Genomic DNA, 25746 nt, shown 5'->3' on the forward strand with positions numbered 1-25746 from the left:
TTATCCAAAAAAAAGGTATGCTTTATAGTTGGCTAGATAGCGAAAGGTTTAAGATAAGCCCTTTGCTATCTTCTAGGCTTAGCTATTTACTAGATGGGAAAAATTTTATAGTAATTTGCGATGATGAAAGAGCTTGGTTTGAGGAGTATTTTTTAAGTCTTGTAAATGCAAAAAGTGCTAGACCATTGTTGCCATTTTTTAGCTTAAAAGGTTTTAAACTTGATAATTATGATAAGAATGAAGATTTACTTGATGATGTTTTAAGTCTAGCATATCCTAATGGTTATATTTATATTTATTTTGGTAAGGATAGTTCAAAAATGGCAAAACTTGCTAAAAATAAAAAAGATAGCTTAATGTTTATATTAGATGAAGAATATGATAATTCTTTTTGTCTTAAGTCAAGTGATGAACATTTAGATATTAAACTAATAACTATTGCTCAATTAATTAACGCTTGTTTAGACGCTATTATTTTTGCAAAGGTTAAGATTTGAGAAGTGAGATAATAATCACTCAAAGCCCTGATGATTTTATAAATGATTTAAGGCAAAAAACTAAAATCTGCAAGGTTTTTAGTGGCGATGAGTTTTTATTAGATGATGCAAAAGCGATTATGCAAAATGCTTATTTGATTGAAGAATATGATAAATATTTTGTATTATCATATAAAGAATATAGCATACAAGCTCAAAATTATATGCTAAAACTACTAGAAGAGCCACCTGCTAATGTGTATTTTAAGATTTTAGTTAGTTCAAAAAACCTTTTATTAGCAACTATTAAATCAAGATTAATTTCAAGAAAATTAGAAAATTATAAAAATAATTATGAGATTAAATTAAATCTTAAAAATATGTCGTATTTAGATATTGTAAATTACGATGTTGATAAAGCGAGTTTGAGTGAATTTATAAGTGCATTAGCTAAAGAATGCTACAAACAAGGCATAAATATTAGTAGTGATTTATTAGAAGAATTTTATAAATGCTATGAATTATCAAAGCTTAATTCAAATTCTAAAATTATAATTTCAAGGTTATTATTAGGAATAATGCGTGAGAGAAGCTAGTTTTTATTTACTAGATGAAAACTCGGCTAAAGATATTAATTCAAGTGAGTTTGCACTAGATAGATTTTTAAAAAGAAGTAATCATCAAATAATTTATATAAAAAATATAAGTACAACCGCTGCAAATATTTTAAAGCAAGACGCAATTAGCGTAGGTGCAATTGTTTTAAATCATAAAAATACAATTTTAGGTGGAGAGTATAAATACGATAGCATTTTGCTAGTTGATAGCATTAATGCAAAGGATTTAGCTAATAAGCTTAAATTGCAGCAGTTTTCTTGCATAAGACTTAGTAAATTTTTAAACGAATTAAAAATAAGCAAAAAATATCCAAAAATTATGGGTATTATGAATATTAATGATGATAGTTTTTATGAAAGTTCTAGGATTAGCGAGAAGGAATTTTTAGCTAAGGCTTATGAGTTTATTGAAAATGGTGCAAGTATTATTGATATAGGTGCTATGAGCTCAAGACCTAATTCTACTTATTTAGGAGCAAAATTAGAGCTTGATAGATTAAAGCCTATTTTTAATTTAATAAAAGAACATAAATTATGCGATAAGATAGATTTTAGCTTGGATAGTTTTGATGAGATTTGCTTAACAAATGCTCTTGATATTGGCTTTAAATATATAAATGATATTAGTGCTAATACTAAGCTATCAAAACTAGCTTTAAAATACGACGCTACTTATATTTTAATGCACTCACAAAATAATTATTTTGATAATTATATAAATAATACTGGCTTAAGCAACTCAAATTCCAATTCTAAATTCTTTATTTTAGATAGCGTTTATGAGTTCTTTTTAAATAAATTAAGCGAAATAGAAAGTAAAGTAATAATTGATGTTGGAATAGGTTTTGGCAAAAGTGAGTATGAGAATTTAGTTTTAGTAAAATATCTAAATCATTTTAAGACCTTAAATAAACCTATTTTATTAGCAGCTTCAAATAAAAGATTTTTAGGTGAGCATAAAGAAGCTTTAAGTTTAATCACTCACGCTAATTCAAATGCTGATTATATTAGAGTTCATGATGTAATAGGGCAAAATGCAATGATAAATTATCTTAAAAAAATGGAAAGTATATGAAAGAGTATTTAGAAAATATTAAATTAGCAAATAAATGGGCAAAGGCTTATTATTTAGGAGAAAATCCACTTGCAAGTGATGCTGAATACGACGCACTTATGAAAAAAATAAAAGATTATGAGAGTTTAAATCCAAATGATATAAGCCCTGATTCTCCAACGCAAAAAGTATTGCCAATCAATCTAAAAGATGTAAATGATGGCTTTAATAAATTAGCTCATCTTAGCAGAATGTATTCTATGGAAGATGTTTTTAATGAAGATGAATTACACGCTTGGATAAAAAGAGCAAAAGCAGAAGATGAAGAATTTTTCATTGAGCCAAAATTTGATGGAGCTAGTTTAAACTTAATTTATGAAAATGGTAAATTAATTCACGCAATTACTCGTGGAGATGGTAGTGTAGGCGATGATATTACTCTAAATGCTATGCAAATTACTTCAATTCCTAAGAGCATTGCTTATAAAGAATTGATTGAAATTAGGGGTGAAATTGTTATTTTAAAAGATGATTTTTTGAAGTTAAATGAAATAAAATTAGCAAATAATGAAAGCTTATTTTCAAATCCAAGAAATGCTGCAAGTGGTTCATTAAGACTTAAAGAACCAAGCGAAGTTGCAAAGAGAAATTTACAATTTTATCCGCACGGAATAGGGCAAAACTCACTAAGTTTTACAAAGCATAGCGAAGCAATGGAATTTATTAGAAGTTTAGGTTTTTTAAAAGATGATTTTTGCAAGGTTGTTAGGGCTAATAAATTGCAAATTGAGTATGAGAATTTACAAAATGATAGATTAAATAAAAAAATGATGTTAGATGGTTTTGTTTTAAGGATAAATGATTTAAGCAAATGCACTGAATTTACAAGCAAATTTCCAAAATTTATGGCTGCTTATAAATTTGAACCTTTAGAGCAAATTACAAAATTAATTGATGTTAGTTATCAAGTAGGAAGAACGGGAGTAATAACCCCTGTTGGAACACTTGAGCCTACTAATATTGATGGAGCTATAGTTAAATCAGTAACTTTACATAATTACGATGAGATAACTAGGCTTGATTTAATGATTAATGATAGCGTTAGCATAATTAGAAGTGGAGATGTTATACCAAAATTAACTCGTGTTTATAAAGAAAGAAGAGATGGCACACAAATTAAAATTCCAAAGCCAATAATTTGTCCATCTTGTAATGAAACTTTATTAGATGATGGAGCTTTAATTAAATGTATAAATCTTAATTGCAAGGCAAAAATGCTAAATCAATTAATATATTTTGCGAGTAAAAAATGCCTAAATATAGATGGTTTAGGGGATAAAATTATTGAATTGTTATTTAAACTTGAAAAAATCAGCACATTTGAGTGTATTTATGAGCTAAAATACGAAGATTTTCAAGGTCTTGAGGGTTTTGCTGATAAAAAGATAACTAATATTTTAACTTCTATTGAAAAATCAAAAGATTGCGAATTAGCAAGTTTTATAAATGCTTTAGGATGTGAGCATATTGGAGAAGTAGCTGCTAGTAAGGTTGCTAGTGAATTTGGATTTGATTGGTATTTAAAAGATGAGATTGATTATTTAAAATTAGATGGATTTGGAGAGCAAATGGCTAAATCTATTGCTAATTTTTGCGTGATTAATAAAGAGCTAATTATTAGATTTTATGAGATTTTAAGGCTAAAAAATACAAATATAAAATCTAGTGATAAATTCGCAAATACGACTTTTGTAATAACTGGCACACTTAGTAATCCAAGAGAATATTATGAAAATATAATCAAAGAAAACGGCGGAAAAACTAGCTCAAGTGTTAGTAAAAAAACTTCCTATTTATTGTGTGGAGATGATGCAGGAAGTAAGCTTACTAAAGCTAAAGAATTAGGCATTAAGATACTTAATGAAGATGAGTTTAAGGCACTTTTATGAGAGCTGATTTGTTTGTAGCAAATAAATTAAATATAAGCCGAAATAAAGCTCAAGAATTATTAGAAAATGAAAAAGTATTAATCAATAACGAAGTAAAAAAGGCAAGTGATAAGATACTGCAAGATTATGAATGCAAACTATTAGATGAAGTTTATGTTAGTAGGGCTGCTTATAAATTAAAAGGATTTTTAGAAGAATTTGAGTTAGAAATTAGCGGAATTAATTGCTTAGATGTTGGTTCTAGCACGGGTGGATTTACCCAAATATTACTTGAAAATAATGCTTTAAGTGTTACTTGTGTAGATGTTGGAGATAAACAATTGCATAATAGTTTAAGAGCAAATCTAAAGGTAAAAGTATTTGAAAATACAGATATTAGAGATTTTAAATCAGCTCCGTTTAAAATAGTTGTGTGCGATTTAAGTTTTATATCAGCTAGATTAATTATAAATGATTTAATAAGACTAAGTAGCAAGTATTTAATCATTTTATTTAAACCACAATTTGAAGTAGGAATTAATGTAAAGCGTTCTAAAAATGGTGTGGTAAAAGATGAAAAAGCCGTGCTTAAATCTTGCGAAGAATTTGAAAAAGAAGTAATAAGATTAGGTTTGATTTTACTTAAAAAATCAAAATCAAAACTTAGCGGAAAAGATGGAAATTATGAATATTTTTACGCTTTTTCAAAATGAAATAACAAAAGCAAATAAATGTGATTTAGAAAATATTACAAGTTTAGCAATAGGGTGTTTTGATGCTTTACATTTAGGGCATTTTGAACTGATAAAAAGGCTTGATGATAATGGAGCTTTATTAATAATATATAAAAAAACAAGAGAATTAGTTCCGATAATTTATAAGCAAGAATTATTAAATTGCAAAATATTTTTTGTAAATCTTGATGAGATAAAAGATGAAAATGCGTATAATTTTACACAAAATATTATGTATAATTTTACACAACTTAAATATTTTGTAGCAGGATATGATTTTCATTTTGGTAAAAATAGACAAGCTCACGCAAAAGAATTGCAAGAATTTTCTGGGCTACGATGTATTATCGTAGATGAATTTAAAATAGATAATATAAGCGTTCATTCAAGTTTGATTAAAGAATGTTTATTGAATGCTGATTTAGAAAGTGTGAATAAATTTTTAGGTAGAAATTATTTCATTCAAGGAAGACAAATCAAAGGTCAAGGTTTAGGAGCTAAATTTTTTGTCCCTACTATTAATGTAGATTATGATAATTATTTTTTACCAAAAGAAGGAGTTTATTTTACTAAGGTTTATTTAGATAATGAGTGTTATTTTGCAGCTACTTTTTTAGGCAAACGCTCAACTGATTTAAATACGGCTTTAGAAGTGCATATTTTAAATAGTTCAAATTCTTATTTTAAATTCCACAAAATTAAAATAGAGTTTTTAGAATTTTTTAGAGAGAATAAAAAATTTGATAATTTTGATAGTTTAAAACAACAAATTAACTTAGACATAAAAGCTCTAAGTTTAAAGGCTAAAGATGAAAGATGAAGTTTTTAACGAAGAATTAATAAAACAATTTGAATTTGATGAAAAAGTGGTGCGTGTGTTTGATGATATGGTTACTCGTAGTGTGCCGTATTATTTGCAAAATCAAGAATTAATTTTTAAAATTCTAAGTCAGATTTTGCCAAAAAATGCAAAGGTTTTAGATTTAGGTTGCTCAACTGCAAATACACTTTTAGCACTTTCAAAAAGAGATGATTTAGAGCTTTTTGGGCTTGATAATTCAGAGCAAATGCTAAATAGGGCTAGAATTAAGGCCAGTGATTTAGGTGTTAAAATTAATTTGATTAATAAAAATATAGAAGATATTTTAAGTCTTAATGATAGTTTTGATGCGATAATTTGTTCTTATACCTTGCATTTTATTAGACCACTTTTAAGAGAAGATTTATTACAAAAAATATATAAGTTATTAAATAAGAATGGGATTTTTATTTTATGTGAAAAAGTGCTTTATGAAAATAAAATTTTACAAAAAAATATAATTGATATTTACGAAAATTATAAGGAATTGCAAGGATATTCAAGATATGAAATAGCTCAAAAAAGAGCTGCTTTAGAAAATGTTTTAATACCTTTTACTTATGATGAAAATATAAAAATTTTAAGCAATGCTAATTTTAAGCAAATTGATTGCTTTTTTAGGTGGGCAAATTTTTGCTCTTTTATAGCTTTTAAGCTTTAAATGTTACGAAATGTAACAAATAATATAAAATTATTTTAAAAATATCTTGACATCAAAAATATTTTTTGCTTTAATCAACAAATATTTTTAAACAAAGGATTTTAAATGATGATGCAGATGCGCTAGCGTCTGGCTTTTAAAGACTTTCTTTTTTAGCTAGACGCAAATTAATTATATTAAAGCAAGCAAGCTAAAAAAGAAAGATAAAATATTTTTGCAACTTACAAAACTCTCAAAAATTTTTATTTTTCTTTAAATTAAATTTTAAGGAAAGTTATGATTGAAATTAAAAATCTTAAAAAGTATTACGGAAATACTTGCGTAATAAACGATGTAAGTCTTGATATTAAAAAGGGCGAGATTTATGCGATTGTCGGACAAAGTGGAGCTGGTAAAAGCACACTTTTAAGATGTATAAATGCACTTGAAAGCTATCAAGCAGGTTCATTAAAAGTATTTAATCAAGAAATTAAAGACCTTAAAGAAGAAGAGTTAAGAAAATTAAGAACCGAAGTTGGAATGATTTTTCAACATTTTGCTTTAATGGGTAGAAAGAGTGCTTATGAAAATATTGCAATGCCTTTACTTTTACATAAAAAAGATAATGTAGATAAAAGGGTTAAAGAATTGCTTGATTTGGTTGGATTAAGCGATAAGGCTAATTCATATCCTGCAAATCTTAGTGGTGGTCAAAAGCAAAGAATTGCAATAGCAAGAGCACTTGCACTAAATCCTAAGATTTTATTAAGTGATGAAGCAACTAGTGCGCTTGATCCTGCTACTACTAATCAAATCTTAGATTTATTAAAGCAAATTAATAAAGATTTAGGCATTAGCGTTGTATTAGTAACTCATGAAATGGACGCTGTTAAAAGAGTAGCTGATAAGGCTTGTTTATTAAGTGGTGGAGAAATCATTGGCAATGGAGAAATTAGCGAAATATTTTTAAAACCAAGTAAGAAGATGAGAGAATTCTTAGATGAGAGTGATTGTGTGCCAGAAAGTGGGCTTAATATAAGATTAATTTTCCCTAAAGAAGTAGCACTTGATGGAGTAATTTCTAAAATGGCAAGAGAGCTTAATATTGATTTTTCAATAGTTTGGGGAAAAATTGAAAAGCTAAATGATATTGCACTTGGCTCACTTATTATAAATATTAATCCAAGTGATAAACAAAGAGTGTGTGAATATATTAATAAAAGTGGCGTTTTATGGGAGGAAGTATGAATTATTTTGATAATTTTTTAAGTCATTTTGACAAGATTTTATATCCTGCATTAAAAGAGACTTTATATATGAGTATTAGTGCTACTATTATTGGTTTTGCACTAGGACTTGTTTTAGGAATATTTCTTTTTGTTAGTAAAAAGGGTGGTTTGTATGAGAATTTAGGCTTTTATAGAGTGCTTGATTTTGTAGTGAATATATTCCGTTCTTTTCCGTTTTTAGTATTAATTATTGCTTTAATTCCTTTTACAAAGTTTTTAATAGGAAAAAGCATAGGAACAACAGCTGCTATTGTGCCACTTACAATTGGAATTGCTCCATTTATTGCAAAATTAGTGCAAAGTGCTTTAAATGAAGTAGATTACGGAATAATTGAAGCAGCTAAGAGTTATGGTGCTAGTAGAATACAAATTATTTTTAAGGTCGTATTGTATGAAGCGTTACCGGCGTTAATTAATGCAGCAACGCTTACTTTAATAGTAGTCATTGGATATAGTGCAATGGCAGGAATTGTAGGAGGTGGAGGACTTGGCGATGTTGCTAATCGCTATGGTTATCAAAGATTTAAAACAGATATTATGGTAGAAACGGTTATCGTTTTGATTGTATTGGTTCAAATCGTTCAGATTTGGGGGGATTTAGTTGAAAAAGCTTTAAGAAAAGGTAAGGATAAATATCTTTATATTTCAATTTTAGCTTTAGTTATTTTATTTATTTATTCAGGAAATTTTATTTAAGGAGATATTATGAAAAGATTGTTTAGTTTAGCTGCTTGTTTAGCTTTAAGTGCAAATTTATTTGCTGATGTTATTAGTGTAGGTGCAACGCCTGTTCCACATGCTGAAATTTTAGAAGAAGTTGCAAAAATTGTTAAAGAAAAAGGGCACGAGTTAAAAATCGTTGAGTTTAATGACTATGTATTGCCAAATCTAGCGGTTGATGATGGCGAAATAGATGCAAACTTTTTCCAACATAAACCATATTTAGATGAGTTCAATAAGCAAAAAGGAACAAAATTAACTCCAGTTGCACCAGTTCATCTTGAGCCAATGGGAGCATATTCTAAAAAGATTAAAGATATTAAAGATTTAGGAGATAAGGCTTTAATTTATATTCCAAATGACCCAACAAATGAAAGTAGGGCTTTAGATATACTTGAAGCTGCAGGGCTTATTGAACTTGATAAAAATGTAGAGCTAAAAACTCCACTAGATATCGTAAAAAACCCTAAAAATCTTGATATAAAAGAGTTAGAAGCTGCACAATTACCAAGAGTTTTAGATGAGTGCGATTTAGCTGTGATTAATTCAAATTACGCATTAGCAGCGAAGTTAAATCCTACAAAAGATGCGGTAATTATTGAGGGTAAATATAGTCCATATACTAATGTTTTAGTAGTTAAGACTGATAATATTAATAGTGATAAGACAAAGGTTTTAGTTGATTCTATAAATGATGCAAGAATTAAAAAATTTATAGAAGAAAAATATAAGGGCGAAATAATCCCAAGTTTTTAAGGAGAAAATATGAAAAAATTAGCTTTAAGTTTAGCATTTTGTTTATACGCTAGTGCGGAAATTTTAAGAGTAGGGATTACCCCATATCCAAATGCTACTATTTTAGAAAATGTAAAAGATGATTTAAAAGAGCTTGGATATGAGTTAAAAGTTGTAGAATTTAATGATTATATTCTGCCAAATCTTGCATTAAATGATGGGGAATTAGACGCTAATATGTATCAACATAAGCCTTTTTTAGAAGACTTTAACGAGAGTAAAGGCACTGATTTAGTAGCGGTTGCTAATGTGTTTTTACCTCCAATGGCGGCATATTCAAAAAAGGTAAAAGATATTAAAGAATTAAAAAATAATGCTTTAGTATATATCCCAAATGACCCAACAAATGAAAGTAGGGCTTTAGACATACTTGAAGCAGCTGGACTTATTAAGACAAATAAGGAAGTAAAATTTAGAAGCGTTATTGATATTACGGAAAATCCTTTAAATCTTGATATAAAAGAGTTAGAAGCTGCACAGGTTCCAAGAGTTTTAGATGAGTGTGATTTGGCTGTAATTAATACAAATTATGCATTAGCAGCGAAGTTAAATCCTACAAAGGATTCTATAATATTAGAAGATTTAAATAGCCCTTATGTAAATGTTATTGCTGTTAAAAAAGGCAATGAAAATAATGAAGGGGTAAAAGCTTTAATAAAGGTTATAAAAACAGAAAAAATTAAGAAGATACTTGAAGAGCAATTTAAAGGTGCTATAATCCCAGCATTTTAATGATTAGGAATTTGCTTTTGGCAAATTCCTTTTTTTATTTCTTTAAAATTTAAGGAGAAGTGTTGAGATTTATTCTACTATTTTTATTATCATTTAGCTTGTTTGCTAAGGAAATTACTTTCAAAGATGTAACAGGAAACGAAATTACTTTAAATACCCCAGTTAACAGAATAGCTTTAGGTTTTTACTATACAGATTTTTTAGCAGTTGGTGGAGAAAAATCATTTGATAAGGTTGTTGGTTTTTCAAAAGCAGTTTGGAGTGAATGGAGTCCAATTTCTTGGCAAATGTATTTAGATGTAATGCCTAATTTAGACAAAATTGCAGATTTTGGTGAAGCAGAATCAGGTACATTGTCAATTGAAAAAATATTAGAATTAGAACCTGATGTATTAGTTTTAGCTAAATGGCAATATGATACATTAAAAGATACTTTAAATCCAATTAAACTAGCAAATATCCCAATAATAGTAGTAGATTATCACGAAGGAAAATTACAAAACCACGAGATAAGCACTAAAATTTTTGGAATTTTAACCAACCAAGAAAAAAGAGCTGAAGAAATTATGAATGATTATAAAAGTCGTTTAGAATTAATTCAAACAAGAACTAAAGATATTAAAAATAAAGTAAAAGTTTATATAGAATACGGAATTAATGGCCCTAGTGATAATGGAGTTACATATTCACATTATATGTGGGGAAGTTTGATTGATAAAGCAAATGCTAAGAGTATTGCTGATGGGCTTATTAAGACTTGGGGAGCTATTAATCCTGAAGAAATCATAGTTCAAGACCCTGAAGTAATTATTATAGCAGGTCGTGAAAGTGAGCTTAAGAAAAATAAAACTTCAATGGTAATGGGTAATAATATTAGTTTTGATGAAGCAAATACTAGATTAAGAGGATTTTCTAATAGAACTACTTGGCAAGATTTAAACGCAGTAAAAAATCATAGAATTTATGGTGGTTATCATAGTATGCTAAGGACTTTGGGGGATATTTTTATGTTAGAATTTGTAGCAAAAGCTGCTTACCCTGAGTTGTTTAGCGATATTAATCCAAGTGATGATTATATTAATTATCATAAGAAATATTTGTCAATTATTCCTGATGGAACTTTTATGTTAAAGCTTGATGATGAGAAATTTTAATAGAGAAATTCTTTCATATAAAGCAATTGTTTATAAGAGATTGGGATTTTTACTAATCTCTTTTTTATTAGCATTAGTATTTTTTATACTAGATATTTCTACAGGACCAGCTCAACTTGATTTAATTATTGTATGTAAAGCTTTGTTATCTAAAGCACTTGATATAGATATACAAAAGAATTTCGTTAATATTGTTTATAATTTAAGATTACCTATGGCATTAATGGCACTTGTTGTCGGAGCTTCATTAGGACTTGGCGGAGCTTTGATGCAAACTATTTTAAATAATTCTTTAGCTAGTCCATATACTTTAGGTCTTAGTGCTGCAGCTGGATTTGGAGCTTCATTAGTGATTGCATTTAATGTAAGTTTTATAAGTTCTTTTATTAGCATTCCATTAGGAGCATTTTGTGCTAGTTTGTTAAGCTCTGCAATATTATTTATGTTTGCTAAAAATAACAAATACAACACTCAAAGTTTAGTTTTAGTTGGTATTGCTTTATTGTTTTTATTTCAGTCTTTTTTATCTTTAGTGCAATTTTTATCAAGTCCTGAAGTATCTCAACAAATATTATTTTGGTTATTTGGAAGTTTGCAAAAAGCTAATTATATGAATATTTTAATAGTCTTTTTGGTTACTTTATTTTGCTATTTAATTTTATTAAAAGACAATTGGGCTTTAAGTGTATTTAGACTTGGAGAGAAAAATGCTAAAGTTTTAGGGGTTAATTTAGTATATTTAAGAATTAAAGTTTTATTATGTGTTTCTTTTGTTAGTTCTGTTGCTATTTCTTTTGTGGGCGTTATAGGTTTTATAGGTCTTGTTGCGCCACATATCGCAAGGCTTATTATAGGAGAAGATCAAAGATTTTTCTTACCAGCTTCAATGATAATAGGAGCTTTATTTTTAAGTTTAGCTTCTAGTGTTTCAAAATTGATAATTCCTGGTAGTTTATTTCCAATAGGAATAGTAACTTCTTTTATTGGTGTTCCTTTTTTCTTTTTTATTATATTAAGGAATAAAAATGCTTAAAATTAATAATCTAAGTATTAAAAAAGGAAATAAGACTATTTTAAATAATATCAACCTAGAATTTAAATCAGGTAAAATTTATGCTATTTTAGGTGCTAATGGTGTAGGTAAAAGCACATTGTTAGATGCTATTTTTCAACTTGATAAAAAACATAATATGACTTATCGTAATATTAATTCAGATAATATTAAAAAATGGCAAAGCAATATAGGTTATATGTTACAAAGTTTTCATACTCATACAAACCTTAGTGCTTTAGAAGTAGTTTTACTAGGTGCTTATAATGAATTAGGTTTAAAAGTAAGTGATGAAATTTTAAATAAAGCAGTTAATGTTTTAAAGGAATTTAAAATTTCGCATCTTGCTAATATTAATATTAAAGATTTATCTGGCGGTCAAAGACAAATGATAGCTTTTGCTCAAGTTTTGCTTAAAAACCCAAGTATTTTATTACTTGATGAGCCTGTAAGTGCATTAGATATTAAACACCAATGTATTTTATTAGAAGCTTTAAAAAAGATTACAATTGAAAATGATTTAATAAGCATAGTTGTTTTACATGATTTAAATTTAGCGAGTTTATATTGTGATGAAGCAATTTTTTTACACAACAACAAGGTTTATAAAAATGGAAAGATTAACGATGTTATTACACTTGATTTAATACGAGAAATTTATGAAATCAAGGCAAATTTAAGTATAGTTGAAAACAAGAAATTTATTCAAATATTAGGTTCATTAAACAAGGAAAATTATGACAACTCAAATCAAGCAGTTAATATCTAGACTGATTAATTTTTATGATTATATTTATTTAATCATACTTTTGGCGACAATTTTACATGTGTCCTTTTTGTTTATATTTTATTATATGAAAATATATGAGCTATTTTATGTAAATATAGTCTCAACCTTAATTTATGTATTAATAATTACAAATTTTAGTAGCGATAAAATAAAAATTTATTATGCCGTTGTATATTTTGAAGTTTTAATCCATCAGCTAATCGCAATTTATTACTTAGGTAGTGCTAGTGGATTTGACTTGTTATTATGTTGTTTGATACTTGTGCAATTTTTATTTTTTAAGAAAAGCACCTGTTTTGTATCAACAATTTTAATTATTTTTTTAATTTATCTTAGTTATTTTCAAGCAGATTCTATTGTGCTACATAGTGATAAATTTTTTGAAATTAACGAATATAAAAATGCAAATATTGTTCTTTATCCAATCAATTTAGCGGTTTTATTGGTATTTTTAGTGGTTTATGGTGTATTGGTAACCGTTATTCCTAGTAAAAAAATTAACGATTTAGCTCAAATTGTATATAAAGATTTTTTAACAGGTTTATATAATAGAAAATATATGGAAGATGTTGTGTTATCAAAATATAACAAACAAAGAATTTTAATTGCGGTATGTGATATTGATAATTTTAAACATATAAATGATACTTATGGTCACCAAACCGGAGATATTGTGCTAAAAATGTTGGCTATAGTTTTAATCAATAAGTATAAAAAATATTCTGATTTTAATATTAATATTTGTAGATGGGGTGGGGAAGAATTTTTAATCATTGCAGATATTGATAATAAAAAAGATGCTGAAATATTTTTAAATGACATTAGAGAAGAAGTGTTTAAATTAAAGATAAGTGATTTGCAAGAAACAATAAGTATTACAATAGGTGGATATATAGCTAATTTTAATCAAAAAGATTATAAGCAACTATTTGAAATCGCTGATAAGAATTTGTATCTTGGCAAGAATACGGGTAAAAATAAATGCGTAGTGAGTGTTGAAGAATAATAAAATTATGTAAGTTTTGCCTAGTTTTATCTAGTGAGCTTTAATTATTAGAATTAAAAAACCAATAAAATATAATACTTTATTGGTTTTCAATAATTCTTGTTATATCATTAAATGCAGCAAATATCATTAAAGAAAATAATAAAAACATTCCAATATAACTAAGTGTAATAAATACTTTTTGATTTACTTCTCTTTTAAAAACTAACTCATATAAAGAAAAACTACAAGAATAAGAAGTCTAGTTTAATTAAAAATATTGTAAGTAAATTAGAGATTTGAATTAAGCACAATATCTAGAGTGAGCTTTAATTAATTATTAGAATTAAAAAAACCAATAAAATATAATACTTTATTGGTTTTCAATAATTCTTGTTATATCATTAAATGTAGCAAATATCATTAAAGAAAATAATAAAAACATTCCAATATAACTAAGTGTAATAAATACTTTTTGATTTACTTCTCTTTTAAAAACTAACTCATATAAATTAAAAACTATATGCCCGCCATCAAGCACAGGAATAGGTAATAGGTTTAAAATCCCAAGATTAATTGATAATAAAGCCGTGATTATTAGCAGTTTTGAAATTCCAAGTGTAGTAGCCATTGTAGTTGTGTCGGCTATGCTTATAATTCCACCTATATTTTTAGGGCTAACTTCGGCTAATATTAATTTTTTAAGACCTTCAAGTATTAAAAAAGCTCCATCTAAACTCTCTTTAAAAGCCCAAGCAAATACACTAAAATCTCTATGATATTCTATAAAAGTCTCATTTTTAGGCACAATTCCTAATAGTGGTTTTGTGATGATTTCTCCGAAAATATTTTGAGTTTTGCCTTCGTAAGTTTTAATATCAAGTTCTAAAATTTCATTATTTCTTAATACTTTTACATTAATACTACTATCATTTACGAGTGGTTTTATATCGTAAAAATTATTAATTTTAGTGCCATTGATTTCTAATATTTTATCATTTACTTTTAGTTTTGTATCAGCATATTCGCTAAGCGCACCAATAGTCGGACTAAGCCTTTCAACTCCTATAAAACCTAAACTTATATAGATTAAAAATGCTAAAAGTAGGTTAAAAAATGGACCTGCAAAAAGAATTAAAATCTTTTTAAATGGGTGTAATACCGAATAGCTATCATAATCATAATTTTTAAGAGTAGGGTCGCTATCATCTTGACCTTTCATCTTGACATATCCACCTAAAAACACGCTTGATATTTGATAATCAGTGCCTTTATAATGCTTCACATAAATTGGCTTTCCAAACCCTATGCTAAATGTTAAAACTCTAACTTTAAAGTATTTTGCAGCTAAAAAATGCCCTAATTCATGAAAAAATATCAAAAAAGAAAGTATTAAAATAGTGCCTAAAAAACTAGCCCCATAATGCCAAAAGCAAAAAGCTAAAACAATAAAAGTGAGAATTATATTCTTCATTTTTTTGCCTTAGCGTATTCTATTACATAAATAGCCCCAGAATAAATAGTAAAGAAAAAACATAAATAAAATAAAATATCTTTTCCCCACCAATCCATTAGTAAAAATCCAATTGCTAACATTTGAAATGTTGTTTTGATTTTACCACTCATATTTGCAGCGATTTTAAGTCCATCAGCTACTATCATAACTCTTAAACCAGTTATAAAAAACTCACGAACTAATATAAAATAAACTAGAATTTCATTAACCCTTCCCATCATCATAAGCCCTAAAAACGCTGCTAAAGTAAGCATTTTATCAGCTAAAGGGTCTAAAATCTCTCCTAAAATTGTTTTTTGATTCCAAGACCTTGCAATATATCCATCAAAAAAATCAGTTATAGAAGCAATAGTAAAAATAAGAGCTGCTAAATAATTTATCCAAGAAATATGTATATTGTGAGTATTAACCAACACATTTGAGTGCGTTAATAATATAAATAAAATTGGTGCTAGGACTATCCTAGCACTAGCCAAAAGATTAGGTAAATTCATCACTTGAATGTTGTTCCACCATCTACAATAAATGTATGTCCTGTAACCCAACTAGCTTTATCGGTGCATAAGAATAAACAAGCACCTGCTAAATCTTCAGGTTGCCCCATACGATTTAATGGGCTTAAATTCATTGTAGCTTGTTTTACTTCTTCATAATTAGTAAATGCTTTTAGAGCATCAGTATCAATTGGACCACCACTTACAACATTTACACGGATATTTTTCTCGCCTAATTCAGTTGCTGCATATCTAGCCATTGCTTCAACAGCTGCTTTAGCAGTTCCATGACCTGCATAGTTTTCAATATGAACTAAATTCCCTGTGCTAGAAATTGAAATAATACTTCCGCCGCCAACTTTTTCCATTCTCTTAGCTGCTTCTTGAGCACCACAAACAAAAGCATTAACGGTAGCTGTAAAGATATTATTAATTCCACGAGGTTTAAGTTTCATAAACTTAGTATATCCACCTACAACTGCACGACCTGTAATAATTGCATTTGAGATAAAGAAATCAACTCTATCAAAATCTTCATCAATTTTTAAAAATAAATCTTTATAAGTTTCAGGCTCAAGTATATCAAATGGATAGCATTTAGCTTTAACTTTGTAAGTTTTTTCAATATCAGCAACGATTTCTTGTGCGATTTGTTCGTTTGAATTATAAGTAAATGCAACATTACAACCTGCTTTTGCAAATTCATACACAATAGCCTTACCTATACCACGAGTTCCACCGCTTATTACTAATACTTTATCTTTAAAATTAATCTCTTGCATTAAAATCCTTTTATATCATAATTTTTCATAACTTCTTCTATTCTTTTTAGATTTTCTTTACTAGGAGCGCAAAGTGGCAAACGATATTCAAGACTAGGAAGTAATCCTGCTATAAACATTGCTGCTTTTATTGGAATTGGGTTGCTCTCACAAAATAAAATCTTATTTATATTATAAAGTTTATCGTTAATAGATTTTGCATTTTTATAGTTTTCTTTTAAAGCTTCGTGAGTTAAATTAGCAATTTCATTTGGTAAAAGATTTGAAGTAACGCTAATTACACCACTACCACCATTGCTTAAAATAGGATAATTTATACTATCTTCTCCACTTACAAGTCTTAGTTTTGGCTCGTTTGCTAATAAATCTACGCATTTATCTATATTTCCACTTGCTTCTTTTACTCCGTAAATATTAGGACAATTTCTAAAAAGTTCAATTATAGTTTGACTAGCTATTTCACAACCTGTTCTTCCTGGAACATTATAAAGCATAATAGGAATATCAATTGATTTAGCAATAGCTTCATAGTGTTTATATAATCCACTTTGCATAGGTTTATTATAATATGGAGTAATGCTTAAAATCCCATCAGCTCCACACTCTTGAGCAAATTTTGCTAAAGATATTGCTTCGTGAGTTGCGTTTGAACCTGCACCTGCTAAAACCTTAGTATTTGTTCCTTTACAAACACTTACTGCGATTTCTATACATCTTTTATGCTCTTCGTGAGTTAAAGTTGGGCTTTCTCCTGTGGTTCCAACAGGAACTACGGCATCAATTCCATTTGCTATTTGTCTTTTAACTAGCTTTTCATAACTAAGTTCATCAATTTTATCATTTTTAAATGGTGTTATTAAAGCTGTCATTGCACCTATTATTTCTTTTTTCATACTTTCTCCTTTAAAATTATTTGAGTTAAATTGTCATCTTTTAGATATTTTTTAAAAACTTGGTTTAAAATTTTATAATCTAATTCTTTTGAAGTTAGAGAATTTAAAAATACATTTACATCTCCAAAACATTCAAATTTACCAATTCCACTCGCTAAAGCACTTGGGTTGGATTTTACTTGATTTATGCTTAATTCTAATTGATTATAAATTGTTCTTGTATCAAATTTATTAAATTTTGTTTGATTAATTAATTTTTTTAGTTGCTTTATTGCTGATTTTGTATTTACTAAATCATTACAAACTCCAAAAATTATAAATAAATTTTCATTCTTAGAGCTTTGTGCGTAAAAGTCCAAATCAGCACATAGATTATATTCATTTATCATTTTATTTTTTATAATTGAGTTTTTATCAAGATTTAAAAATATTGAAATAGCCTTTAAATACTCAAAATCTTCGTGATTAAATGCAGGTATTTTATAAGCACAAGCAAAAATATTAGAATTTAGATTAGGAAAACTAAGTTCTATTTCTTTTAGACCTGTTCTATCTGGCTCATATACTTTATTTTGTGTGATTTTTTTTGCTGATTTTTTACTAAAAATCTCTTCGCACATACCAAAAATATCAATATTAGCTAAATCACCGCTAATTACTATACAAGCATTATTTGGTGCATAGAATTTAGTATAAAATTCTTTTACAATTTTAGGTGTAAGATTTGCTATATCATCAGCAAATCCAATCGGCGTCCAATGATAACTAGTCTTTATAAAAGCGTAATTATAAATAGCATTATATAAATACCCAAAAGCATCATTTCCTACTCTTAATCTCTCTTCTTCAAGGACTACATCTCTTTCTTTATAAAACTCATCTTTATTAAACAATAACTCACTCATCATACTAGAATATAATTCTAAAACCCTTTTAATATGAATATTTGCGATATTTACATAATATTGAGTGTAATCAAAACTAGTGCAAGCATTATTTACTCCACCTAATGCTTTTATTATCTCATCAAATTCTCCAGCCTTATGAGTTTTTGTGCTTTTAAAAGATAAGTGTTCTAGCAAATGTGCTATACCGCTTTTGCCTAATTCTTCATAACTTGAGCCTACTTTATAAAAGATATTTACACTAGCTACACCTGAATTATCATTTAGATTTATGGCATAAATTTTTAAGCCATTTTTTAATACTTTACTTTCTATATTCATTTTATCTCTTTTAACATTCTTCAAATTTTTCTTTTAATTTTTTATAAAATTCATTATTTTCTAAGCTTTTATCGTTTCCAAATCCCACCATTTTAGAATTATCTAAAATCAAAATATTATCAGCAATTGCAATAGAATTTAGTCTATGTGCTATTAGAATAATTATCTTATCTTGCTTAATATTTACTAAGCTTTTTGATATTAAATTCTGACTTTCATTATCTAAAGCACTTGTTGCTTCATCAAAAATTATTATTTCAGGATTTTTATAAAACGCTCTTGCAAGTGCTAGGCGTTGTCTTTGACCGCCGCTAAAATTATTACCTTTTTCACTTAGTTTAGTATAAATTCCATCAGGCATAGCACTTATAAAATCATAAGCATTTGCAAGTTTTAAAGCATTGATTACTCTTTCTTCATCAAATTCATTTGCATAAGCAATATTATTTGCAATAGTATCGCTAAATAAATAAATATTTTGTGTAACTATTGCTATTTTTTCTCTTAAGCTATCTAGTGAATAATTTTTATAATTGTTATTATTTATTTTAATTTCTCCAGAATTTAGCTCATAAAATCTTAAAATAGTATTTACTAAAGAGCTTTTTCCACTACCACTTCTTCCTATAATTGCGGTGATTTCGCCTTTTTTAAACTCTATACTAACATTATCTAAAGCTAATTTATCATCGTATTTTAAACTAGCATTTTGTAATTTTAGGCTTTTAATTTCTTGATTTAAATTCTCATCTCCGCCTTTAATCTCTGGCTCAAGGTCAAGTAAATAAAAAGTCCTTGTGCTAGCTGCTAGGTTTGTTTGAAGACTTGCATAAAGACTTGTAATTCTTTTAACAGGAGTATATATTAAAAATAAAGCCGTTAAAAATGAGAAAAAATTGCCTATTTGCATAGAGCCATTTATAACTTCCATTCCACCTATTATTATAGTTGCCGATACGCCTAAAGCACCAAAAGTTTCCATAATAGGGCTTGTAAAGGCATTTATTTTAGTTCCACGATAGATTAATTTTGCTACATTTTCATTACTATTTTTGTATTTTTCTAGTTCTAATTTTTCAGCATTTGATGATTTAACTAGCTCAATATTGCCTAAAATCTCATTTAGTCTTGAAGTAAGCTCGGCATAATTTTGTTGTGTTGCTATTCCTATGCTTTTTAATTTTTTTATGAAATATCTAATAGGAAGCATAGCAGCAGGTAAGATAATAAATGCAAAAAAAGCTAATTTTGGGCTTTGAGAAATCACTACATAAAGTAAGCCTAAGGTTGTAATTATTTCTCTTGTAATATCAGGAATGAAATTAGTAAGCACATTTTGAAGACTTCCAATATCATTTAATGAGCGTGATATTAGCTCTCCACTGGGGTGTTTTTGAAAGAATTTCATATCCATTACTATGATTTTTTTTAGGATTTTTTGTCTTAGTCTTTTTGTAATTTCTATACCTATAAAACCCATATTAATTGTTTGCATATAAAGACCTAAATTCTTTATAAAATATAAAGCAAACACACCTAAAGGTAAGATATATAATAATGTTACATCTTTTTCTACAAAGATTTTATTTAAAATCGGTTCAATAATCTTAGCACTACCAGCAGTTCCAGCTGAAGCTAAAATCATACCTATTATTGCTAGAAAAAATCTTATTTTATAATCTTTAAAATAGTGCTTAAACCTTTTTAATACATAAGATAATTTTAATTGGGATACATTTTGATTTTCTATTTCTTTTAAATTCATAAAATCTCCCAATCAACACCATTAGCGCTATCTTGAATGCTTACGCCTAAATTACTTAATTCGTTTCTAATACTATCGGCTTTTGCGTAATCTTTATTTTTTTTAGCTTCATTTCTTTCATCAATTAATTTTAGAATTTGAATACGGAATTTCGCATCACAATTTTGTAAATATTCATTAGGATTAATCACTCCAACTCCTAATAATTCAACAATAGCTAAAAACTCATTTTTAAGCTCATCATTAGCTTTTATAGTATTTGCATAATTTACCCATTCATCTACAATTGCAAGTGCTTTTGAAGTATTTAAATCATCGCTTAAAGCTTCAACTAATTTTGCTTTTAGCTCACTATTAGGTGCTATTGTTTTTAAATCTAGTTCATTTAAATTAAGCTTTTTTTTCACTCTAAATATTTTATCAAGGCGTTTTTTAGAAGCTTTTAAATCAGTAATTGTGTAATTAAAATCTTGTCTATAATGAGTGCTTAGTAAATAAAATCTAAGTGTTTCTCCGCTAAATTCTTTTAAAGCGTCTTTTACAAAAAAGCTATTATTTAGACTTTTACTCATTTTTTCGTTATTAATATTTACAAAGCCATTATGTAGCCAAAAAGTAGCCAGTTCGTTTTTAGTTGCTAAACGACATTGACAAGCTTCGTTTTCGTGGTGTGGAAATAACAAATCAGCCCCACCACAATGAATGTGTAATTTAGGAAAAATATCTAAAATCATACAAACACATTCAGTATGCCAACCAGGACGACCTGTGCCAAAACTTGCTTTATAATAATTCTCATCAAATTTCCATAATACAAAATCACTTGCATTCTTTTTATCTACTTCATTTTCAAGTCTTGAGATAGTATCATCTTGAGGTTTGTTTGAAATACTTAAATAAAGTTTATCTAAACTTGTATTTAAATATATTCCATCATCTAATCTATAAGCATATTTTAATTCAAGCAATTTTTCAATAAAACTAATCATTTGATTAATATATTCAGTTGCTCTTGGGCTAATATCAGGCTCTAAAACATTTAAAGCCTTCATATCAGCTTCATAACTTTTAATATAAGTTTCGCTAATTTCAGCTAGACTTTTGCCACTTTCATTCATTTTTTTGATTAATTTATCATCAATATCTGTGTAGTTTTTCGCTAATTTTACTTCAAAACCATTTGCTTTAATTACTCTTTTTAATAAATCAAAACTTATGCTTGACCTTGCATGGCCTAAATGTGCGTCATCATAAACGGTTGGACCGCAAACATATATATTTATACATTCATTTTTATATGTAAATTCTTCTTTTTTTCTAGTTTGTGAGTTAAAAAATTGCATTTAAAAATCCTTTTAAATATATTAAAACATAAGCAAATATTACACTAATAAAGATAATTCCTAAGCAAACGCTAGGTCTTAAAATACTAAAAAATCTAGCATAAGAAAACACAAAAAGATAAGCAAGTAGTATAAACCAAGCAGAAATATTAGCACTTATACAAAACGCTAAAATACCAAAATCTTTTATCAAACATAAACTTGCAATTATACTTATAAAACAAGACATTATTGAAATCTTAGCAGCAATTGAGTGTAAATAATTTGCATTTATCCAAGCTAAAAATAATTTTGAAATTCCAAGTGGAACTATACATAATATATAAAGCCTTAAGACTTTAGCACATTCAAGTGTGTTTTCATTTGTAAATGCTCCACGCTCAAATAAGAGTTTAATTATCTCTTCGCTTAAAATATAGCCTGTTAATGCAGCAAGTATTAATAAAAGCAACATTAATTCAAATATTTTTTGAATACTTAAAATAGCATTTTGAATTTTTCCTTGTTTAATATAAGCAATTAAGCTTGGGAAAAATACTTGAGTAAAAGCTATAGCAATTAAGGCTAATGGGAGTTGATAAAGTCTAGTTGAATAATTAAGATATGAAATACTTGCGTGAGCTAATGAACTAGCTAGAGCAATTTCAACCAATGAGTTTAATTGCGAACTTGATGAGCCAATTAAAGATGAGCTAAAATTTTTAAAAAAGCCTTTAAGAGAAGTTTTTTTATTTTTATGATTTAAATTCTTTACATAAATTATCATAGAATGAAAGATTTTATTATCCTTTAAAGCAATCATTAAAATAATTACTTGAATAAAAGCACTTATTAAAATAAAATAAGTAATCATTTTAAGCAATTGTAATTTTTCTAAATCTTTAAATATTAAAAGAGCAGCTACACAGGCAAAATTAAAAATAGAAGCGCTTATGCTAGTTATAAAAAATCTACCTTTATAATTAAGTAAAGACGCAAAAAACGAAGCACAAAAAATAATCACTAAATACCAAATATTAAGCCCGATTAAAGGTGCTGATATTTTTTTAATCTCATCATCAAAACCATAGGCTATTAGATTAGTAAAGATATTAGAAAACATAAAAACAATTAAGGCTATTAAACTAAGTATAGCTATAAAAATTATAAGTATCTTTACACAAAATTCGCCTTTACGATTAGTCTTGGCTAGATTTGGTAAAAAGCTTTGATTAAATGTGCCTTCGGTAAATAAGGTTCTAAAAACACTCGGAAGCTTTATCATTATAAAAAATATATCAGAATAAATACTAGCCCCTAAAAATCTAGCTAGTAAAAAATCTCTACAAAAGCCACTTATTCTTGATATTAAAATACCAAAAATATTGAAAAAATATTTTTTTATTAGTTCTTGTTTCATTCATTTTACTTTTTTAATTTATTTTTAGGTATATTAACGAAAAAAAATAAAGGCTTTACAATTTGGAAAAATACATAATCAAAACAGATAAACCTTATGATGAATTAACAAATTATGCAAATAGATATAGAAAAGATATAAATAATTTAGATTTTAAGGTTCTTCATTATGAGACAATAATCACTAAAGATGGAATGTCTCAAACTCTTTTAGAACACGAATTAGAAGTATTTAACGATGATAAATTCTTTAATGACGATATGGAAATTAAACAAATATATGAAATAGAAATAATAGACAATATTGTTCCATTAATTGATTTTAAGATAGGAACAAATAAAAATCTTACTAAGGTAGTAGCAAATTTTAGTGCTATAAATTATGATGATAAAATAGAATTTGCTGAATATATAGAAAATATTAGAGATTTAATTAATAAAAAATTTATAAAAGCAGGTTTATTACTAGGCATTAGAGAATTTACTTTTCAAGAGCAGCTTGTAAAAATGCTAAAGGCATTTGAAAGTAAGCAAATTATGGAAGCTAGTATAGTTTTAGCTAAGGGGATTGAGCCAATTAATGCTATTAATTCAGAAACCAAGCTTTATTATAAAGATAAAAAAGTAGATGAAAATGCTAAAATTGATTATTCTCAGCGTGGTTTTATAAATGCTATTAGTAAAGATGAATTAATAATTGAATTTATTAAACCAATAAAAGCTGTTAATGGTAAGGATTTAAAAGGAAATATCATTAATGCTACTAATTCTAATATTATAAGTGAGCCTGATTTTAAGGTTAGTGAAAATATTAGAATGCTTGAAGATGATTTGAGTATAAAGTATTATGCAAATATAAATGGCTATGTAACTTTTGTTTATAGAGATAAGTTGTATGATATAAAAGATAGTGTTAGCGTTCAAGCTGTGGAATTTAAAACAACAGGTTCAATTGATGCAGGTATTAATAAAGATATTACTTTAAATGTTGATGAACAAGATTATTTAAAAGATGCAGTAGGGGCAAATCTTAGTATAGAAGTAAGCACACTTAATGTAAAAGGAAATATCGCTCAAAATTCAGTAGTAAAAGCAAAGATTGCAAATATAGGTGGACAAACTCATTCAAAAAGTAAGATTTATGCGAAAAAAATCAATATAGAAGTGCATAGGGGTTATTGCGAAGGCGAAGATATAGAAGTAAATAGGCTTGAAAATGGCGTTATTGTAGGAAAAAATGTAAGAGTAAAACACGCATTAGGCGGTAAAATCATAGCAAATAAAGTAATGATAGATACACTTACAACTAATACAACTATAGAAGTTAGTGATATTGCAGTTGTTAAAGAGTGCTTAGGAGAAAATAACAAATTCTTAGTAAGTGCTAGTAAATCTCCAATAATTGTTAAAAGTCTTGAAAAAACTTTAGGTCAATTAGCCGAAGTAAATAAAAATCTATTATCTTTACCAAAAATTATAGATAGTAAAAAATCAATCATAGACGCTAATAAAGATAGTATTATGCAAATTAAACAAAGATTAGCAGAGATGAAGCAAAGTAATATTATTCCACCTACTGCATTTTTGCAAAAAATTAGAGATTATCAAAATGTTGTGCTTGAATATAATGATTTAATTACTAAATTAAAAGATTTTAAAGATAAGCATAAAGATTTAGAAGATGATTTAAAAAGATTGCAAAATAAAGTCTATGAAGCAAAGGTTATAAATACTAAAAGATGGGCGAATTTAAATGAAATTAAATTCAAATTACTTTATCCTGATATTGAGCTAACTTATAATACTAAAGAATATGAAGATTTATATTGTTTAAAATTAGAAAGAGTTATGATAGGTGATGAAGAAAGTGCAAAAATAGTAAAGCTAAAAAGAACAGAAGTTAAAAATTACGAAGATGAATTTATGGAAGAAAAGGAAGATTATTGATAGTTTATTTAGAAGGTGAAGTTATTAAAAAAACTCCTGCGTTTATAATCTTAAAAACTTATGGAGTAGGGTATGGAATAAATCTTAGCTTATTAAGTGCTGCTAGGATTAATAAAGGAGATAAAGTAGCTTTATTAATTACTCAAATTATTAAAGAAGATTCAAATAAATTATATGGCTTTTTAGATGAAAGTGAGCAAATATTATTTGAAGCCTTAATAAAAGTAAATGGCATAGGTGCTACAAGTGCTATGGCACTTTTATCGTCAATGGATGTAGCGAGTTTGCAAAGTGCTATTATTAATGAAAACGCAAAAGCTTTATGTAAAGCTCCAGGAATTGGTGCTAAGAGTGCAAGTAGATTAATATTAGAATTAAAAGATAAAATAATCAAATTAGGAATAAGTGCGGAGAATAATTATTATTACGAAGCTAGTGAAGCTTTACTTGCTTTAGGTTTTAAACAAGAAGCTGTGATTAAAGCTTTAAAAGATATAAATGCAAATAGTGTTAGCGAAGTAATAAAACTAGCTCTTAAAAAATTAAGTTAAGGAAAAT

General features: G+C 27.2%; 25 protein-coding genes. 17 read left to right on the top strand and 8 right to left on the bottom strand.

The genetic code is table 11. The features are described from left to right. The first annotated feature begins 17 nt into the window (after positions 1-17). From AVBRAN_RS04190 to AVBRAN_RS04260, 15 genes are all read left to right on the top strand, one after another. Complete coding sequence (locus AVBRAN_RS04190; protein WP_239803629.1) at positions 18-497, top strand: HobA family DNA replication regulator; 480 nt, start codon at positions 18-20, stop codon at positions 495-497. Further along, complete coding sequence (locus AVBRAN_RS04195; RefSeq protein WP_214117750.1) at positions 494-1072, top strand: DNA polymerase III subunit delta'; 579 nt, start codon at positions 494-496, stop codon at positions 1070-1072. The genes AVBRAN_RS04190 and AVBRAN_RS04195 overlap by 4 nt, the downstream gene beginning before the upstream one ends. Next, positions 1059-2168 (top strand): dihydropteroate synthase, encoded by a 1110-nt coding sequence (gene folP / locus AVBRAN_RS04200; RefSeq protein WP_239803630.1) that lies wholly within the window; start codon positions 1059-1061, stop codon positions 2166-2168. Before AVBRAN_RS04195 ends, folP begins: the two co-directional genes overlap by 14 nt. Further along, on the top strand, positions 2165-4096 hold the full coding sequence (ligA, locus tag AVBRAN_RS04205) for an NAD-dependent DNA ligase LigA (RefSeq protein ID WP_239803631.1): 1932 nt from the start codon (positions 2165-2167) through the stop codon (positions 4094-4096). Before folP ends, ligA begins: the two co-directional genes overlap by 4 nt. Beyond that, positions 4093-4788: a TlyA family RNA methyltransferase gene (locus tag AVBRAN_RS04210; protein WP_239803632.1), complete on the top strand. Its 696-nt coding sequence runs from the start codon at positions 4093-4095 to the stop codon at positions 4786-4788. Before ligA ends, AVBRAN_RS04210 begins: the two co-directional genes overlap by 4 nt. Then, a complete protein-coding gene (locus AVBRAN_RS04215) occupies positions 4760-5629 on the top strand; it encodes a bifunctional riboflavin kinase/FAD synthetase (protein WP_239803633.1) in 870 nt (289 codons plus the stop codon). The genes AVBRAN_RS04210 and AVBRAN_RS04215 overlap by 29 nt, the downstream gene beginning before the upstream one ends. Continuing rightward, complete coding sequence (gene cmoA / locus AVBRAN_RS04220; protein ID WP_214117745.1) at positions 5619-6329, top strand: carboxy-S-adenosyl-L-methionine synthase CmoA; 711 nt, start codon at positions 5619-5621, stop codon at positions 6327-6329. The genes AVBRAN_RS04215 and cmoA overlap by 11 nt, the downstream gene beginning before the upstream one ends. 276 nt (positions 6330-6605) lie before the next feature. Further along, the gene (locus tag AVBRAN_RS04225; RefSeq protein WP_214117744.1) at positions 6606-7556 is read left to right on the top strand and encodes a methionine ABC transporter ATP-binding protein; all 951 of its coding nucleotides are present in this window, start codon (positions 6606-6608) and stop codon (positions 7554-7556) included. Next, positions 7553-8293, top strand: a complete 741-nt coding sequence (locus tag AVBRAN_RS04230) for a methionine ABC transporter permease (RefSeq protein ID WP_214117743.1) — start codon at positions 7553-7555, stop codon at positions 8291-8293. Before AVBRAN_RS04225 ends, AVBRAN_RS04230 begins: the two co-directional genes overlap by 4 nt. A 9-nt stretch (positions 8294-8302) precedes the next feature. After that, positions 8303-9073, top strand: a complete 771-nt coding sequence (locus AVBRAN_RS04235; protein WP_239803634.1) for a MetQ/NlpA family ABC transporter substrate-binding protein — start codon at positions 8303-8305, stop codon at positions 9071-9073. Between the two features lie 9 nt (positions 9074-9082). Beyond that, a complete protein-coding gene (locus AVBRAN_RS04240; protein WP_214117741.1) occupies positions 9083-9844 on the top strand; it encodes a MetQ/NlpA family ABC transporter substrate-binding protein in 762 nt (253 codons plus the stop codon). Positions 9845-9906: 62 nt separating this feature from the next. After that, positions 9907-10998 carry an ABC transporter substrate-binding protein gene (locus tag AVBRAN_RS04245; RefSeq protein ID WP_239803635.1) on the top strand — a complete coding sequence of 364 codons (1092 nt, stop codon included), beginning with the start codon at positions 9907-9909 and terminating at the stop codon, positions 10996-10998. Further along, on the top strand, positions 10985-12031 hold the full coding sequence (locus AVBRAN_RS04250; protein WP_239803636.1) for an iron ABC transporter permease: 1047 nt from the start codon (positions 10985-10987) through the stop codon (positions 12029-12031). Before AVBRAN_RS04245 ends, AVBRAN_RS04250 begins: the two co-directional genes overlap by 14 nt. Further along, positions 12024-12818, top strand: a complete 795-nt coding sequence (locus AVBRAN_RS04255) for an ABC transporter ATP-binding protein (RefSeq protein ID WP_239803637.1) — start codon at positions 12024-12026, stop codon at positions 12816-12818. Before AVBRAN_RS04250 ends, AVBRAN_RS04255 begins: the two co-directional genes overlap by 8 nt. Then, positions 12787-13845: a GGDEF domain-containing protein gene (locus tag AVBRAN_RS04260; protein WP_214117737.1), complete on the top strand. Its 1059-nt coding sequence runs from the start codon at positions 12787-12789 to the stop codon at positions 13843-13845. Before AVBRAN_RS04255 ends, AVBRAN_RS04260 begins: the two co-directional genes overlap by 32 nt. Before the next feature lie 352 nt (positions 13846-14197). Here the strand turns inward: AVBRAN_RS04260 and AVBRAN_RS04265 are convergent, their stop codons facing one another. Genes AVBRAN_RS04265 through murJ form a run of 8 tightly spaced genes read right to left on the bottom strand, consistent with a single transcriptional unit; the run spans position 14198 to position 23242 of the window. Beyond that, positions 14198-15298: a site-2 protease family protein gene (locus AVBRAN_RS04265; RefSeq protein ID WP_239803638.1), complete on the bottom strand. Its 1101-nt coding sequence runs from the start codon at positions 15296-15298 to the stop codon at positions 14198-14200. Continuing rightward, a complete protein-coding gene (gene pgsA / locus AVBRAN_RS04270) occupies positions 15295-15834 on the bottom strand; it encodes a CDP-diacylglycerol--glycerol-3-phosphate 3-phosphatidyltransferase (RefSeq protein ID WP_214117756.1) in 540 nt (179 codons plus the stop codon). Before pgsA ends, AVBRAN_RS04265 begins: the two co-directional genes overlap by 4 nt. After that, the gene (locus AVBRAN_RS04275) at positions 15834-16616 is read right to left on the bottom strand and encodes an enoyl-ACP reductase (RefSeq protein WP_214117735.1); all 783 of its coding nucleotides are present in this window, start codon (positions 16614-16616) and stop codon (positions 15834-15836) included. Before AVBRAN_RS04275 ends, pgsA begins: the two co-directional genes overlap by 1 nt. Beyond that, on the bottom strand, positions 16616-17509 hold the full coding sequence (dapA, locus tag AVBRAN_RS04280; RefSeq protein WP_214117734.1) for a 4-hydroxy-tetrahydrodipicolinate synthase: 894 nt from the start codon (positions 17507-17509) through the stop codon (positions 16616-16618). Before dapA ends, AVBRAN_RS04275 begins: the two co-directional genes overlap by 1 nt. Beyond that, entirely contained in the window at positions 17506-18735 is a 1230-nt protein-coding gene (locus AVBRAN_RS04285; RefSeq protein ID WP_239803639.1) for a pitrilysin family protein, read from the bottom strand. The genes dapA and AVBRAN_RS04285 overlap by 4 nt, the downstream gene beginning before the upstream one ends. A gap of 10 nt (positions 18736-18745) precedes the next feature. Next, positions 18746-20500 (bottom strand): ABC transporter ATP-binding protein, encoded by a 1755-nt coding sequence (locus tag AVBRAN_RS04290; protein WP_239803640.1) that lies wholly within the window; start codon positions 20498-20500, stop codon positions 18746-18748. Next, entirely contained in the window at positions 20497-21843 is a 1347-nt protein-coding gene (gene cysS / locus AVBRAN_RS04295) for a cysteine--tRNA ligase (RefSeq protein WP_239803641.1), read from the bottom strand. Before cysS ends, AVBRAN_RS04290 begins: the two co-directional genes overlap by 4 nt. Further along, the gene (gene murJ, locus AVBRAN_RS04300; protein WP_214119932.1) at positions 21830-23242 is read right to left on the bottom strand and encodes a murein biosynthesis integral membrane protein MurJ; all 1413 of its coding nucleotides are present in this window, start codon (positions 23240-23242) and stop codon (positions 21830-21832) included. The genes cysS and murJ overlap by 14 nt, the downstream gene beginning before the upstream one ends. 62 nt (positions 23243-23304) lie before the next feature. Between murJ and AVBRAN_RS04305 the strand changes: the two genes are divergently transcribed. Together AVBRAN_RS04305 and ruvA are read left to right on the top strand one after the other, a co-directional pair. Further along, the gene (locus AVBRAN_RS04305; RefSeq protein WP_214117729.1) at positions 23305-25188 is read left to right on the top strand and encodes a flagellar assembly protein A; all 1884 of its coding nucleotides are present in this window, start codon (positions 23305-23307) and stop codon (positions 25186-25188) included. After that, positions 25185-25739, top strand: coding sequence for a Holliday junction branch migration protein RuvA (ruvA, locus tag AVBRAN_RS04310; RefSeq protein ID WP_214117728.1), 555 nt, complete (start codon positions 25185-25187; stop codon positions 25737-25739). Before AVBRAN_RS04305 ends, ruvA begins: the two co-directional genes overlap by 4 nt. Positions 25740-25746 lie beyond the last annotated feature (7 nt).

The organism is Campylobacter sp. RM12651, assembly GCF_022369475.1.
Lineage (GTDB): Bacteria > Campylobacterota > Campylobacteria > Campylobacterales > Campylobacteraceae > Campylobacter_E.

What these genes read in the sequence shown, in the direction of transcription:
- ligA (WP_239803631.1), top strand. Translation starts at nt 2,165, where the DNA reads ATGAAAGAGTATTTAGAAAATATTAAATTAGCAAATAAATGGGCAAAG.
- cysS (WP_239803641.1), bottom strand. Translation starts at nt 21,843, where the DNA reads ATGCAATTTTTTAACTCACAAACTAGAAAAAAAGAAGAATTTACATAT.
- AVBRAN_RS04290 (WP_239803640.1), bottom strand. Translation starts at nt 20,500, where the DNA reads ATGAATTTAAAAGAAATAGAAAATCAAAATGTATCCCAATTAAAATTA.
- AVBRAN_RS04285 (WP_239803639.1), bottom strand. Translation starts at nt 18,735, where the DNA reads ATGAATATAGAAAGTAAAGTATTAAAAAATGGCTTAAAAATTTATGCC.
- dapA (WP_214117734.1), bottom strand. Translation starts at nt 17,509, where the DNA reads ATGAAAAAAGAAATAATAGGTGCAATGACAGCTTTAATAACACCATTT.
- AVBRAN_RS04215 (WP_239803633.1), top strand. Translation starts at nt 4,760, where the DNA reads ATGAATATTTTTACGCTTTTTCAAAATGAAATAACAAAAGCAAATAAA.
- AVBRAN_RS04275 (WP_214117735.1), bottom strand. Translation starts at nt 16,616, where the DNA reads ATGCAAGAGATTAATTTTAAAGATAAAGTATTAGTAATAAGCGGTGGA.
- cmoA (WP_214117745.1), top strand. Translation starts at nt 5,619, where the DNA reads ATGAAAGATGAAGTTTTTAACGAAGAATTAATAAAACAATTTGAATTT.
- AVBRAN_RS04260 (WP_214117737.1), top strand. Translation starts at nt 12,787, where the DNA reads ATGACAACTCAAATCAAGCAGTTAATATCTAGACTGATTAATTTTTAT.
- AVBRAN_RS04235 (WP_239803634.1), top strand. Translation starts at nt 8,303, where the DNA reads ATGAAAAGATTGTTTAGTTTAGCTGCTTGTTTAGCTTTAAGTGCAAAT.
- AVBRAN_RS04190 (WP_239803629.1), top strand. Translation starts at nt 18, where the DNA reads ATGCTTTATAGTTGGCTAGATAGCGAAAGGTTTAAGATAAGCCCTTTG.
- AVBRAN_RS04265 (WP_239803638.1), bottom strand. Translation starts at nt 15,298, where the DNA reads ATGAAGAATATAATTCTCACTTTTATTGTTTTAGCTTTTTGCTTTTGG.
- pgsA (WP_214117756.1), bottom strand. Translation starts at nt 15,834, where the DNA reads ATGAATTTACCTAATCTTTTGGCTAGTGCTAGGATAGTCCTAGCACCA.
- murJ (WP_214119932.1), bottom strand. Translation starts at nt 23,242, where the DNA reads ATGAAACAAGAACTAATAAAAAAATATTTTTTCAATATTTTTGGTATT.
- AVBRAN_RS04240 (WP_214117741.1), top strand. Translation starts at nt 9,083, where the DNA reads ATGAAAAAATTAGCTTTAAGTTTAGCATTTTGTTTATACGCTAGTGCG.
- AVBRAN_RS04250 (WP_239803636.1), top strand. Translation starts at nt 10,985, where the DNA reads ATGAGAAATTTTAATAGAGAAATTCTTTCATATAAAGCAATTGTTTAT.
- AVBRAN_RS04230 (WP_214117743.1), top strand. Translation starts at nt 7,553, where the DNA reads ATGAATTATTTTGATAATTTTTTAAGTCATTTTGACAAGATTTTATAT.
- AVBRAN_RS04210 (WP_239803632.1), top strand. Translation starts at nt 4,093, where the DNA reads ATGAGAGCTGATTTGTTTGTAGCAAATAAATTAAATATAAGCCGAAAT.
- AVBRAN_RS04225 (WP_214117744.1), top strand. Translation starts at nt 6,606, where the DNA reads ATGATTGAAATTAAAAATCTTAAAAAGTATTACGGAAATACTTGCGTA.
- AVBRAN_RS04255 (WP_239803637.1), top strand. Translation starts at nt 12,024, where the DNA reads ATGCTTAAAATTAATAATCTAAGTATTAAAAAAGGAAATAAGACTATT.